Annotated in this window: 17 protein-coding genes; 8 read left to right on the forward strand and 9 right to left on the reverse strand. The window is 71.3% G+C overall.

What is annotated here, in order from left to right; translation table 11 throughout:
• Positions 1 to 26 precede the first annotated feature (26 nt).
• The 5 genes from ACPXBU_RS29200 to ACPXBU_RS29220 all read right to left on the reverse strand — a co-directional run bounded on the left by ACPXBU_RS29200 (position 27) and on the right by ACPXBU_RS29220 (position 2,459).
• Complete coding sequence (locus ACPXBU_RS29200; RefSeq protein WP_425760602.1) at positions 27 to 521, reverse strand: TspO/MBR family protein; 495 nt, start codon at positions 519 to 521, stop codon at positions 27 to 29.
• 160 nt (positions 522 to 681) lie between these two features.
• Positions 682 to 825 carry a GPGG-motif small membrane protein gene (locus ACPXBU_RS29205; RefSeq protein ID WP_007464364.1) on the reverse strand — a complete coding sequence of 48 codons (144 nt, stop codon included), beginning with the start codon at positions 823 to 825 and terminating at the stop codon, positions 682 to 684.
• Positions 816 to 1,592: a metallophosphoesterase family protein gene (locus ACPXBU_RS29210; protein WP_393373917.1), complete on the reverse strand. Its 777-nt coding sequence runs from the start codon at positions 1,590 to 1,592 to the stop codon at positions 816 to 818. Before ACPXBU_RS29210 ends, ACPXBU_RS29205 begins: the two co-directional genes overlap by 10 nt.
• A 10-nt stretch (positions 1,593 to 1,602) precedes the next feature.
• Positions 1,603 to 1,878 carry a hypothetical protein gene (locus ACPXBU_RS29215; RefSeq protein ID WP_393373915.1) on the reverse strand — a complete coding sequence of 92 codons (276 nt, stop codon included), beginning with the start codon at positions 1,876 to 1,878 and terminating at the stop codon, positions 1,603 to 1,605.
• Positions 1,875 to 2,459, reverse strand: coding sequence for a nucleotidyltransferase (locus ACPXBU_RS29220; protein ID WP_393373912.1), 585 nt, complete (start codon positions 2,457 to 2,459; stop codon positions 1,875 to 1,877). Before ACPXBU_RS29220 ends, ACPXBU_RS29215 begins: the two co-directional genes overlap by 4 nt.
• A gap of 183 nt (positions 2,460 to 2,642) precedes the next feature.
• Here ACPXBU_RS29220 and ACPXBU_RS29225 point away from each other — a divergent pair, with 183 nt between their 5' ends.
• Positions 2,643 to 3,314 carry a thymidylate kinase gene (locus ACPXBU_RS29225; protein WP_393374043.1) on the forward strand — a complete coding sequence of 224 codons (672 nt, stop codon included), beginning with the start codon at positions 2,643 to 2,645 and terminating at the stop codon, positions 3,312 to 3,314.
• Here ACPXBU_RS29225 and ACPXBU_RS29230 read toward each other — a convergent pair.
• Positions 3,299 to 3,991: an SDR family NAD(P)-dependent oxidoreductase gene (locus ACPXBU_RS29230; RefSeq protein ID WP_425760605.1), complete on the reverse strand. Its 693-nt coding sequence runs from the start codon at positions 3,989 to 3,991 to the stop codon at positions 3,299 to 3,301. The genes ACPXBU_RS29225 and ACPXBU_RS29230 overlap by 16 nt on opposite strands.
• Before the next feature lie 172 nt (positions 3,992 to 4,163).
• Between ACPXBU_RS29230 and ACPXBU_RS29235 the strand changes: the two genes are divergently transcribed.
• The 4 genes from ACPXBU_RS29235 (at position 4,164) to ACPXBU_RS29250 (ending at position 8,518) form a co-directional block, all read left to right on the forward strand.
• Positions 4,164 to 5,180, forward strand: a complete 1,017-nt coding sequence (locus tag ACPXBU_RS29235) for an NAD-dependent epimerase/dehydratase family protein (RefSeq protein WP_425760607.1) — start codon at positions 4,164 to 4,166, stop codon at positions 5,178 to 5,180.
• 76 nt (positions 5,181 to 5,256) lie between these two features.
• On the forward strand, positions 5,257 to 6,171 hold the full coding sequence (locus tag ACPXBU_RS29240; RefSeq protein ID WP_393373903.1) for a MurR/RpiR family transcriptional regulator: 915 nt from the start codon (positions 5,257 to 5,259) through the stop codon (positions 6,169 to 6,171).
• Positions 6,168 to 7,124 (forward strand): N-acetylmuramic acid 6-phosphate etherase, encoded by a 957-nt coding sequence (gene murQ, locus ACPXBU_RS29245; protein ID WP_393373901.1) that lies wholly within the window; start codon positions 6,168 to 6,170, stop codon positions 7,122 to 7,124. The genes ACPXBU_RS29240 and murQ overlap by 4 nt, the downstream gene beginning before the upstream one ends.
• A gap of 398 nt (positions 7,125 to 7,522) precedes the next feature.
• A complete protein-coding gene (locus ACPXBU_RS29250; RefSeq protein WP_393373898.1) occupies positions 7,523 to 8,518 on the forward strand; it encodes a sigma-70 family RNA polymerase sigma factor in 996 nt (331 codons plus the stop codon).
• A 71-nt stretch (positions 8,519 to 8,589) separates the two neighbouring features.
• On the opposite strand, the gene ACPXBU_RS29255 is transcribed toward ACPXBU_RS29250, so the two are convergent.
• Positions 8,590 to 9,567, reverse strand: coding sequence for an NlpC/P60 family protein (locus ACPXBU_RS29255; RefSeq protein WP_425760611.1), 978 nt, complete (start codon positions 9,565 to 9,567; stop codon positions 8,590 to 8,592).
• 508 nt (positions 9,568 to 10,075) lie between these two features.
• On the opposite strand from ACPXBU_RS29255, the gene ACPXBU_RS29260 reads away from it, so the two are divergent.
• Positions 10,076 to 10,576 (forward strand): DUF6232 family protein, encoded by a 501-nt coding sequence (locus ACPXBU_RS29260; protein ID WP_425760613.1) that lies wholly within the window; start codon positions 10,076 to 10,078, stop codon positions 10,574 to 10,576.
• Positions 10,577 to 10,624: 48 nt separating this feature from the next.
• Here ACPXBU_RS29260 and ACPXBU_RS29265 read toward each other — a convergent pair whose 3' ends face one another.
• Together ACPXBU_RS29265 and ACPXBU_RS29270 are read right to left on the reverse strand one after the other, a co-directional pair.
• Entirely contained in the window at positions 10,625 to 10,954 is a 330-nt protein-coding gene (locus ACPXBU_RS29265) for a DUF3817 domain-containing protein (protein WP_425760615.1), read from the reverse strand.
• 25 nt (positions 10,955 to 10,979) lie between these two features.
• Positions 10,980 to 11,402 carry a hypothetical protein gene (locus tag ACPXBU_RS29270; protein ID WP_425760617.1) on the reverse strand — a complete coding sequence of 141 codons (423 nt, stop codon included), beginning with the start codon at positions 11,400 to 11,402 and terminating at the stop codon, positions 10,980 to 10,982.
• 131 nt (positions 11,403 to 11,533) lie between these two features.
• Here ACPXBU_RS29270 and ACPXBU_RS29275 point away from each other — a divergent pair, with 131 nt between their 5' ends.
• Together ACPXBU_RS29275 and ACPXBU_RS29280 are read left to right on the forward strand one after the other, a co-directional pair.
• Complete coding sequence (locus ACPXBU_RS29275; RefSeq protein ID WP_393373887.1) at positions 11,534 to 11,869, forward strand: DUF6158 family protein; 336 nt, start codon at positions 11,534 to 11,536, stop codon at positions 11,867 to 11,869.
• Positions 11,869 to 12,201, forward strand: a complete 333-nt coding sequence (locus tag ACPXBU_RS29280) for a hypothetical protein (RefSeq protein ID WP_393373884.1) — start codon at positions 11,869 to 11,871, stop codon at positions 12,199 to 12,201. The genes ACPXBU_RS29275 and ACPXBU_RS29280 overlap by 1 nt, the downstream gene beginning before the upstream one ends.
• Positions 12,202 to 12,242: the final 41 nt, after the last annotated feature.

Here is a 12,242-nt window from a genome sequence, read left to right on the forward strand (position 1 = left end):
CGGTCGGCGCCGCCGGGACCTGTCGGTCAGGAGTTCAGCCGCCAGATCGACAGGTTCAACGCGGCGGCGAAGGTGACCCAGGCCCAGTAGGGCAGCAGCAGCGCGGCCGCCACCCGGGACACCCGGGCGAACAGCACCACGGTGAGCCCGATCGCCAGCCACATCACCACGATCTCGGCGAACGCCAGCCCGTACTGCCCCGCGCCGAAGAACAGCGGGGTCCAGATGGCGTTGAGCACCAGTTGCGCGGTCCACGCCCAGAGCGCGGTCGAGAAGCCGACCCGCCGCCACACCAGCCAGCCGGCCACGGCGATCAGCGCGTAGAGCAGCGACCACACCGGGCCGAACAGCCAGGAGGGCGGCGCCCAGTCGGGCTGCCGCAGGCTCGCGTACTCGTCGGTGGTGCCCTGCACCCCCAGCCCGCCGATCGCCGCCGCGACGAAGACGGCCGCGGCGAAGCCGACGAGGGCCCACCACCGTCGCCGGCCGGAGGTCCTCGGCGCGTCCTGAGATATCTCCATGGTCGAGATAGTTTCCCTTCGGCGGCAGCTCAAACCGCCGACGGTGGCACGAACGCCCACAAAAAAGCGCCGGGATCGCCGCGGCCGGTGCTCCTGTCGGGAGGACGGAGCTCCGGTCGCGGCGACCCCGACGGGTCCCGGTTATGACGTCGTGCGAACGCTAATTGAAGATGCTGACACCACCCGGGCCGACCAACAGCCCGACAACGATGAGGACGATGCCCCACAGGATCTGCCGGCGGAACAGCGCGAGGATGCCGGCGACCACGAGTACGACTGCGAGAATCCAAAGAATCAGCTCCATGACCTCTGAATACCCGACGGTCCGAGCGTGGAAACCTGGTCGGTATCAAGTTGATCGCCGACATGGAAGACGCTGTACGCCTGCTTGATCACCGGGTGCGCGACGTTGCGGACGCGTACCCCGCCGGGGGTCGTGCCGCGCTCGCTGCCGGCGTGCGCGTGCCCGTGCAGGGCCAGCGCGGTGGGCGCCGAGTCGATCGCCTGTCCCAACTGGTACGACCCGAGGAACGGGTAGATCTCCAACGGCTCGCCGACGAGCGTGTCCGGCACGGGCGCGTAGTGGGTGAGGGCGACGAGCATGTCGCAGTCGAGCGAGCGCAGCGCGGCGCCGAGGCGGTCCGCGCTGTCGGTGGTGGTCCGTACGAAAGCCTTCATCTCCGGCTCACCGAAGTCGCTCGCGCACCGCCCGGCGAACCCGCCGCCGAAGCCCTTGACCCCGGCGATGCCGAGCCGGCCGCCCGCGCAGTCCAACACCACGCCGTTGCCCTCCAGCACGGTGATGCCCGCGTCCTCGAGCACCTTGACCACCTGGGGCACCTGGTCACACTGGTGGTCGTGGTTGCCCAGCACGGTCACGACCGGTACGGCCAACCCACCGAACTCCTGCGCCACGCAGCGCGCCTCGGCCTCGGTGCCGTGCCGGGTCAGATCCCCGGCCAGCAGCAGCACGTCGGCGCACTCCGGCAGTTCTTCCAACGCCGGTCGGAACCGTCCGACCACGTCCTCGTCCAGATGCACGTCACCCACCGCGGCGATCCGGATCACCATGGAACCTCCCTCAGGGCAGTTGCTCGATCTCCGTTGGCGCCTGGGCGCGGATCACCCCGATGTCGCTGGCGATCGGTACGTCAGGAAAGCGCTCGGACACCCGGCGCAGGATCTCCGCGCGCCGGTGCGGGCTCTCCACCTCGCCGTACAGCACGAGGGCGCGGTCCCGTCGGACCACCGTGATGCCCTGTTCGGCGACGGCGGGGTCCTCGGCGAGCAGGCGCTGGATCTCGGCTTCGACGTACTCGTCCGGTGGCCCGGCGCCGATGTCGTGATGATGGGTCACGGTGTCCCCTCTCCTGGCTGGGTGCCGACCGCCGGCACCACCTCCAGCCGGTCCAGCAGCACCAGGAACGCCTCGGCGTACGGCGAGTGCTGCGTCTCCTTGCGTACCCTTTCCCAGTCGATCTGCTCCCGCAGTGACCGGGCCAGCGGCAGGCCGCGGGCGAAGTCGCAGTAGTGCTGGGAAAAGCTGAGCAGTTTGTGCACCATCAGCTGGGTGGCGGACAGCACCGGCATGTGGATCGCGTCCACCGGCCGGATGACCGTGTCGGCGAACGTCTCCTCGGTCACCGGTGTCTCGATCGGCCGGTGGATGAGGTCCACCATCCGGCCGTCGTCGAAGACCTTCACCAGCCAGTCCTCGGGTGGTCGCTGGGCGACGAAGCCGGCGGCCACCAGGGCCTCCAGGGCCTGCTCCACGTCGGCCTCCCGGATCAGGAAGTCGACGTCGTGCTCACTGGAGTGCCCCCCGTGGGCGTAGACGGCGAAGCTGCCACCCAGGGCGAACGGGATCTCGGACTGCTTGAGCACGGCGGCGACCTTCTTGAGGGTGTGCACCAGACTCTCGTCCCCGCGCTCAGCCATCTGGATCTCCCGTCGTCGTGTTGGTGGACCGGCGGTTTGGGTTTCAGACTCCCGTACCCGGCATTCCGGTCGGCCACACCTGCTGGGGACTCGGTCGGGCGTCAACAGGGCCGAAACAGCACAAACCTCGCGGGGTCGGTGCGGCGGTCGGATAATCTGTGGAGGGTGGCCAGATCATCGGGGATGCGACGCGGCAGGGCCCGGTTGCGCACCGTCGCCCTGATCGGCATCGACGGTTCGGGCAAGACCACGCAGGCGCACCGGCTGGCCGACGCGTTGACGGCCGCCGGGAGCCCCGCCACCTACCGCCGCAACGCCAGCGGGCGCCGCTGGCTCGGCCGCGTCGCCCACCGGCTCGGCCGGCCGGACGCGCAGCGGCTCGTCGGGCGTGACGGCATGCTGGCGGTGGAGTCCGTGCTGCGCTGGCTCGCCATCGCCGTAGCCCTGGTCACCTGCCTGCTCACCGGCCGGACCGCGGTGATGGACCGCTACTCGGCCTGCCAGTACGCGAGCATCCGCGCCCACGGCGGACACCGCTGGGAGCGGCTGGCCCGAGCCGGCTACCGACTGTTCCCGACCCCGCAGGTCACGTTCCTGCTCGCGGTCGACCCGGCGGAGGCGTACCGGCGTATCGAGGAGCGCGGCACCGACCACGAGACGATGGGCTGGCTGACCGCGGCGGACACCGCCTACCGGGCCCTGCCCGAATATCCGAGCTTCGTGCTCGTGGACGCGGGCCGTCCGGCCGAGGAGGTGACCGAGCAGATCCAGGCGCACCTGGGGACCTGGCTGCCGGCGTCCCCCCGGGCCGCGGAGGGGGATGGTGACCCGGTGGTGGCTCAGGCCCGCCCGTAGACCGGCACGGTGGCGCCGCTCGTCGGCGCGGACTCGGCCGACGCGAGGAACCGGATCACCGACGCGATCTCGGCCGGGGCCACCCAGCGGGAGTGGTCGGCGTCGGGCTGGGCGGCCCGGTTCGCCGGGGTGTCGATGACGCTTGGCAGCACCGTGTTGCAGCGCACGTCGCGGGACCGGTACTCCACCGCGATCGCGTTGGCCAGAGCCAACACCGCCGCCTTGGCCGTCACGTAGCCGGCGGCGCCGGGGAACGGGGCGACCGCCGCGCGGGCCGCCACGCAGACCACCGCGCCGCCGCCGGCCGCCACCAGGTGGGGCAACGCGGCCTGGGTGACCAGGTAGGTGGGTCGCAGGTTGACGGTGAGCATCCGCTCGAAGTCCTCGACCGGCGTCTCGTGCACCAGGCCGCCGCTGGCGTACCCGCCGACCAGGTTGACCACCGCCCGCAGCGGCGCGGCCGACTCGCCGGCGGCGGCCTCGACCGCCCGCGCGGCGCCCGCCGGCTCGCTCAGGTCCGCGACCAGTCGGACCAGGTCGTCCGCCGCCGGGCCCGACCCGGGCCGGGCGGTCCGCTCCGGTACGACCACCCGCCAGCCCGCCTCGACGAACGCGCCCACCACGGCCCCGCCAAGCCCACCGGTACCCCCGGTAACCAACACACTCCGCCCCGCCATACCCCCAACCTACTGCCCCCACCCACCCACCCCCCACCCCCACCCCACCGCTCCGTCGATCATGGAGTTATTGCCGTGACACGCCGATCGGAGTGGCAACAACCTCATGATCACCGTCTGCGGTGGGCAGATTCGTTGGGGCGTTCGGAGGTTGAGGGCGCAGGATCGGCCGATGCGGATCCTCGTTCTTGGCGGTACCCGGTTTCTCGGCCGGGCGGTGGCTCGACTCGCCGTCGCGCGGGGGCACGACGTGACCTGCGCGGCCCGGGGCGTGTCCGGAGCCGTGCCGGCCGGCGTCCGGTTCGTGTCTGTGGACCGGGACGATCCCGGGGCGCTGGCGCCGCTCGCCGACGCCGGTTTCGACGCCGTGGTCGACGTGACCCGCCAGGTCAGTCACGCCCGGTACGCGCTCACCGCCCTCGCCGAGCGGGTCGGACACTGGTCTTTCGTGTCGACGATCTCGGTGTACGCGGACAACACCACCCCGGGTCAGACCGCGTCGGACGCACCGGTGCTGCCGCCGGCCCCACCGGAGGTGGACGGCCTGCCCGACCCGGACAACCGCTGGTACGGCGAGTGCAAGGTGAGCATCGAGCGGCTGGTCCGGGAGCGGATGGGTGTGGACCGCTCGTTCATCTGCCGGGCGGGGCTGATCGTCGGCGCGGAGGATCCGAGCGACCGCTTTCCGTACTGGGTGCGGCGGCTGTCGGCCGGCGGAGAGGTGCTCGCGCCCGGCCGGCCGACCGACCGGGTGCAGTTCGTGGACGTGGCCGATCTGGCCGGCTGGCTGCTGCACGCCGCCGGCACCCGCCTCGCCGGCACGTACGACGGCACCGGGCCGGCGATGTCCCGCGCCGACCTGCTGCACGGGGTGGCCGCCGGGCTGGGAGTCGCCGATCCGGTCCTCACCTGGGTGGACCAGGAGTTCCTGCTGGCCCACGACGTCCGCGAGTGGTCGGGAGAGCGGGCCCTGCCGCTGTGGGTGCGGCTGCCGGAGTCCGGTGGCCTGATGGACCGGGACGCGCGACCGGCCCTGGGCGCCGGGCTGGCGGTCCGTCCACTGTCCGACACTGTTCGGGCGACGGCGGCCTGGATGACAGCGGACCCGGCCGCCGTCCGGCAGGGGGGACTGGACCCGGCGGGTGAGGCGGCGGTGCTGCGGGAGTGGCAGGCTGTGCGGGACCGGTGATCCGGCCGTCGAGGTGTTTTCGTCGTCCCGGCCGGTCATGGTTGACGCTCACGCCAGGTGAAAGTAAGTTTCATCCGTGGCGAAGAGTCCGAAGATTTCTGCGAGTCAGGAGCCCGGTGGGCTGATCGTCCACATCAGCGGGCTGCTGCCGTCGCTGTCGCCCGCCGAGCAGCGGGTTGCCCGGCTGGTCGTCTCCGACCCGGCCGCCGCGTCCCGGCGGACCATCACCGACCTCGCGACCGCGGCGGAGACCTCGGAGGCGACGGTCATCCGATTCTGCCGCTCGGTCGGCATGGACGGTTACCCCCAACTGCGGATCCGGCTCGCTGCCGAGGCCGCCCGCCGGATCGAGCCACCGGACGCCCGGGTGGTCGGCGGTGACATCCCGCCCGGCGCCGACCTCGCCCAGATCATCGCCACCATCGCGTTCAACGACGCCCGTGCGGTCGAGGAGACTGCCGAGCAGCTCGACCCCGCCATCTGTGAGCAGGTGGTCGAGGCGATCAACAGCGCCGGTCGGATCGACATCTACGGTGCCGGCGCCAGCGGGTTCGTCGCATCGGACTTCCAGCAGAAGCTGCACCGCATCGGCCGGATCGCCTTCTACTTTCCGGACGTGCACACCGCGCTGACCTCGGCCGCCCTCCTGGGCCGGGGCGACGTGGCGATCGGCATCTCGCACAGCGGCACGACCTCCGACGTGATCGAGGTGCTGGAGCAGGCGCGTACGCGGGGTGCCGTCACCGTGGCGCTCACCAACTTCCCGCGCTCGCCGATCACCGACGTGGCGGACTTCGTGTTGACCACGGCGGCCCGGGAGACCACCTACCGCTCCGGGGCGACGGCCAGCCGGCTGGCCCAGCTCACCGTGGTCGACTGTCTCTTCGTCGGGGTGGCCGCCCGCAACCGGGCTCGGGCCCGCAAGGCCCTGGAGTCGACCGCCGAGGCGGTCCAGTCGCACCGGGTGGGTGCCAACCGGAGGCGGCCGTGACGCCCGGTGCGGTGGAACCGGACGAGGACCTGCCCGCACCGCACGCCCGCCCGACGGTCCGGGTGGGCGCACCCACCGAACGCCGCAACCCGCTGAGCGTCGACCTCGACCTGATGTCGACCCGGGACGTGCTCACCGTGATCAACGAGGCGGACCGGCGGGTGCCGGCGGCGGTCGCCGCGGTGCTCGACGAGATCGCCGCCACCGTCGACCTGGCGGTCGAGGCGCTACGCGGCGGCCACCGGGTGCACTACTTCGGGGCCGGCACCTCCGGTCGGCTCGGCGTCCTCGACGCGGCCGAACTCGCTCCCACCTTCAACTCGCCCCGGCACTGGTTCTGCGCCCACCTCGCCGGTGGCCCGGACGCCATGTGGCGGGCCGTGGAGGACGCCGAGGACGACGACCGGGGCGGCGCGGTCGAGGCGGCCAGTTGTGTACGCACCGACGACCTGGTGGTGGGTCTGGCGGCGAGCGGACGCACGCCGTACGTGCTCGGGGCGCTCGCCGCGGCCCGCGCCAAGGGCGCCTCGACGGTGTTGCTCTGCGCCAATCCGGAGGCGGAGGCCGCGCGGTCGGTGGACGTGTTCATCGGGGTGGACACCGGACCCGAGGTGGTCACCGGGTCTACCCGGATGAAGGCGGGCACGGCGCAGAAGTTGGTGCTCAACACGTTCTCGACAGCCGTCATGGTGCGCCTGGGGCGGGTCTACTCGAACCTCATGATCGATATGGTGGCCACCAACGCGAAGCTCCGCGGACGAATGATCTCGATTCTCATCGAGGCCACCGGCTGCTCCGAGGAGGTTTCCCGGCAGGCGCTCGCCGAGGCCGACGGTGACCTGAAGACGGCGCTCGTCTCCCTGGTCTCCGGAGCCGAGGTGGACGCCGCCCGGGCCGCGCTGGCCCGCTCCGCCGACCAGGTACGCGGTGCCCTCGCCCTGCTCACCCCCTAGGGCCTCGACGACACAGGCCTAGGCTCACCGCGCCCCGGGAAGCGAACGGGGCTTCGGATTGTTCATCTGGCCGGGGGGTAATACACCCCTGAGGATGAACCGACCGGTCCTTCGACGCGTATCTGGCAGTGACCAGGATCGCAGCGTGGTGGTGACCCGGGTCGCTGTGCCCCCACGGCGGGCGGTGTTGCCATGGTGTGTGACCCGTGCGTGGTGCCCAGCGGCGAGCCATCCGACGGGATGCTGACAGCAAACGTGGACCGTGCTCTCAGCTAAGACTCAGGCATTCGTGACACTTTCGACTCACCACACGGAATCCCCGACACGTCTCATCTGTTGTGTAGGTGTCAGCACCGATGCGCACAGCAGAAGTTACCAGGGGTTGACGGACGTGGGGTATGGCAAGGAACCGGGCAACCGGCGCGAGCGAGGGGACCGTGGGCAACGTGGACAAGAACATCGGCATGCGCACCGATCAGGTGGCCGAGGAGCGCGACCTGGTCGGCGTCTACCTGCACGAGATCTCTCGGACGCCACTGCTGGACGCCGCCCGGGAGGTCGATCTCTCCAAGGCGATCGAGGCCGGCCTCTACGCCGAGCACCTGCTCGGTGAGGATGCCGCCCCCGGCGGTACCGACCGGGATCGGGCTGACCTGGAGTGGCTGGTCGTCGAGGGGGAGCGCGCGAAGGATCTCTTCATCCGCGCCAACCTCCGACTTGTCGTGTCGATCGCCCGCCGCTACGTGCGGTCGGGCATGCCCATGCTGGACCTGATCCAGGAGGGCAACACCGGCCTGGTCCGGGCGGTCGAGAAGTTCGACTACGAGCGCGGCTACAAGTTCTCCACCTACGCCACCTGGTGGATCCGTCAGGCGATCAGCCGGGCGATCGCCCAGCAGGAGCGCACCGTCCGTCTGCCGGTGCACCTGGTGGAGGACGTCAACCGGATGCGCAACGTGGCCCGGCAGTTGACCCGTGAGCTGGGCAGCGACCCGGAGCCGGAGCAGATCGCTGCCTCCCTCGGCGTCACCGTCGAGCGGGTCAACGAGCTGCGCCGCTGGTCGCAGGACACCGTCTCGCTGGACACCCCGGTGGGCGACGACGGCGACACCAGCCTCGGCGACCTGGTCGCCGACAGCGACGCGCCGTCGCCGGAGGACATCGTCCTCAGCGGCCTGGAGCGGCAGCGCATCGAGGGGCTGCTCAACCACCTCGACGACAGGTCCGCCGGCATCATGCGGGCCCGCTACGGGCTGGAGGACGGCCGGGAGCACTCGCTCACCGAGGTCGCGTCCCGGTTCTCGCTGTCCCGCGAGCGGATCCGGCAGTTGGAGATCCAGGCCCTCGGCCGGCTGCGTGAGCTGGCCCGGGCGGAAGGGCTGCAGGCAGCCTGACCTGGTAGTAATGACGGCGAACGGCCGGCGTCCGATAGGGGGACGCCGGCCGTTCGCCGTTGCCGGGTCCGCTAGCGGACCCGGCCGTAGCCCTGGATGGACATCATGTTCATGCCCCGCTTGAGCACGTTGCGGCCCGCGCTCGGCGCGTCGATCACCTGGCCGTCGCCCACGTAGAGGGCGACGTGCCCGAGCCCGCTGTAGAAGACGAGGTCACCCGGGCGCAGGTCGCCCCGCCCGATGTGTGCGACGGCACCCCACTGCATCCGGGTGTTGTGCGGCAGGGACTTGCCGGCCGCCCGCCAAGCCGCCGAGGTCAGCCCGGAACAGTCGTAGCCGTTGGGCCCGTCGGCTGCCCAGACGTACGGCTTGCCCACCGCGCCGAACGCGTAGCGCACGGCGGCGCCGGCGTCACCGGCCACCGCGGGCACGTCCTTGGCCACGGTGGCCGCGGCCTTCGGCTCGGGACGCTCGGTGGCCGCCCCGTACGCCTGCCGACGCAGCTCGTACAGCTTGGCCAGGTCCTGTTCGATCTGCTTCTTGCCCGTCGCGAGCTGACGGGCCCGCGCGGCCTGCCGGGCCAGGGTGGCGTCCAGGCTGGCCTTCTCGTCCAGCAGTCGTCGCTGGTCGGCGGTGAAGCCGGAGATGCTCTCCTGCCGCTGGCGGGTGAGCTGGTCGAGCGTGCCCAGCCGATCCAGTAGGGCGGCGGAGCCGCCGGCACGCAGCAGGGCGTCCGCGGTCCGTAGGCCTCCGCTCTTGTACGCCGTGGTGGCCAACTCGGTCACGTCGGCCCGGCTCTGCTCGGCCTGCTGCTCCAGCGGGCCGATGCGGGCCTTCAATCGGGCCACCGAGGCCTCGTTGGCCTTGATCTCCTCACGCAGTTTGTTGTACGACTCCACCACCCGTTCCAACTCGGCCGAAGATGTCTCGATCCGGCGGGTCAGGTCGGCGGGGGACGGCTCGGCGCGTGCCACCGCCGTCGGGGCGATAAGCGCGGCCGACATGCCGGCCAGCGCCACGGTACGCAGCAGGTTTCTCAGGGATGACAAGAGCGAAAGGCCCCTCTCCCACGGCCGCCGGGGCTGCTGACGCCCTCGGCGACACCGGCCGGGGCCACCCGGGCGGACGGCACTGGGCCGGACCGGCGCACACAACCTAACCCGGGACGGATGTCGCTCGCAGTTGAAGCAGGGGCGAAAGTTGGGCGAGTGGCTGCTCGTGTTCCTGCGCTGGATGGCGCTGCGGACACCTGCTGCGGCCGGGTAGCGCCCCTTTTAGGCCTGCTGACGGATATACGACTTTCGTCGTTCCGGGCGTATGCCGTCGGATGATGGCTGGCCATAACCGATAAAAGGCGAAATGGATGCTGTTTCTGGGCGATGTCCCTCGTCGGGGTGAGCTGTCGAGAACCGGTAACTGCCCAGGTCGGCTGGCGTTGCACAAACACAATGGGTGCTGACGCCGGGAATCCCGTCGGCAGACAGCGGTAGTCGTCACCGTCGGGCACCTCGGCCAAGCGTCCATGCGGGAGGAACCGTGAATCGTGAAGGCGCAAGGGTGCGACCGCCGCGAACGGTGCCGGGTAGCCGGTCCACCCTGCTGTACGCCCGGCCCGGCATCATCGTGACCGTCGACAGGTTCACCGTCGGCCGCACCAGTTACCGGGTCGCCGACCTGACCCATCTGCGCACCACCCGGGGCCCGCACGACCGGATCGCCGTCCGGGCCGTGATCATCACCGCCAGCATGCTCGGCGGCGTCGGGCTGCTGCTCGGCTTCACCGGCGGGCTGCACCGCCTGACCGCAGGGGCCTACCTCATCCTCGGTGCGGTGTTCCTGCTGCCGGCTGCGCTGGCCCTGGTCGGCGATCGCTGGCGCCCACCGCCGCACGAGCTGTGGGGGTGGTACGGGGGAGCGGAGGTGCTGCTGTTCAGTGCCGACGACGAGCGGCAGTTCGGCCAGGTCACCCGGGCGCTGTTGCGGGCCCGGGAGGTGAACAGGTACGGCGGCTGGGTCGACCCGCTCGCCTCCGCCGAGCCGTGGCGGCCCAGCCGTTGAGTCGACGGACGGTGGGCCCGCGCTCGCTGGGCGTCGGCACCCAGCCGCTCAGCGGGCGGCCGGCTCCGGGGCCCGGGTCTCCTGCGGCGCGGCCACCCAGGCGCTGACCCGGCGCTCGGCGTAGAACGAGACGAACGGCACGGTCCCGGCCAACATCACCAGCAGCATCCGCTTCAGCGGCCAGTCGGCCCGACGGCTCAGGTCGAACGCGGCCACCAGATAGATCATGTAGAGGAACCCGTGCGCGGGCCCCACCGTCTCCACCACGACCGCGTTGTCGAACACGTACTTCAGCGGCATGCCGATCACGACCAACAGGATCAGCACGACGCCCACGATCCAGGCGATCGCGCGGTAGCGGGTAAGGGCAGCGCCCACCTTCGTCCGTCCTTCCGAGCCCGGCTCAGCCGGGATAGTCACCGGGTCGGGCGCCCGGATTGGCGCTCAACCATGACAGGTAGTTGTTGTAGGCGGCCAGGTCCGTGTCCTCGACGGCGTCGCCGCCGGACGGCATCCGGGACACCCGCACCGGTCGGCGTACCGCCGGTCGGGACCCCGCGGTGACCGCCGGCGCGGGCTCGGCGGCCGGCTCGGCCGAGGGCACGTCGGTGTCGGTCGCCCGGCGACGGGCCAGCTTCACCTCACGCCACCAGACATAGACCACGAAGCCGGCGAAGATCGGCCACTCGACCGCGTACCCCCAGCTCAGGCTGTTGCCGGCGGCGGCCCGGCTGATCTGCCACCAGCCCAGCCCGAGGAAGCCCACGACCAGCACGACCATGGCCACGTGACGTGCGATCCACGCCGGGGTCCAGAGCCGCCTCATGGCACCGAGAGTACCGGGGGCACCGCCGGTCTCCGACACCGTGTCGTAGTTGTCGCGCGGCCGGGAGGGTTTGGCGTCACCACGCCTGGGCAATCGTCTAGACGCCAGCCCAAACGAGATCAAGGGGGGCGATGATGACCGGATCGGTACGTGAGGACGGCTTTGCGTCCAACGGCAGCACGGATATGAGCCCGGAGCAGCGGGTGCCCGAGTGGGGTGGCGATCACCTCGCCGACCCGGCGGGCGCTCTCGACGGCGACCTGCTCGGCATCGACCCGACGGAGTTGACCGACGAGGACCTGATCCGCGAGATGCACAGCCTGCACCGCACCCGCCTGGACACCCTGCGACACGCGGCGGACTCCGCGCTCGCCAACCACCTGCGGCGCACGGCGGAACTCGAGACCGAATACCTGGCGCGTCACCCGGGCCGGGAGGTCGACCCCAACCGTCTGCGGGACTCCTGATGCCGGCGCGCGCCGTGCGCGGGATGTCCGCGCCACCCGAGGTGGTCTTCAACACCGCCACCGACCCCAACCGGGCCGCTGCCTGGCTGCCGGAACCGCTGCGCGGAGGCGGCGCCCCCGCCGCGGATATCAACGGTGCGGAGTTGCGAGCCCGGTGGGGTGGCGACGCCGACTGGTCCGCCGAGATCCGGGTCGAGTCGGCCGATTCCGGCGGCGCCCGGATCCAGCTTGACCTGGCCGACGGTTCGGACGGTTCGGGTCCGGACCAACTGGCCGACGAGGCGCTCACCAACCTGGCACGCGAGGTCGCCGACAACCTTCAGGCCGGCTGAGGCGGCCCCGCGGCACGCCGCTCCCACACCACCACGAGATG

This window comes from Micromonospora sp. DT231 (assembly GCF_049847025.1).
Classification (GTDB): Bacteria; Actinomycetota; Actinomycetes; order Mycobacteriales; family Micromonosporaceae; genus Micromonospora.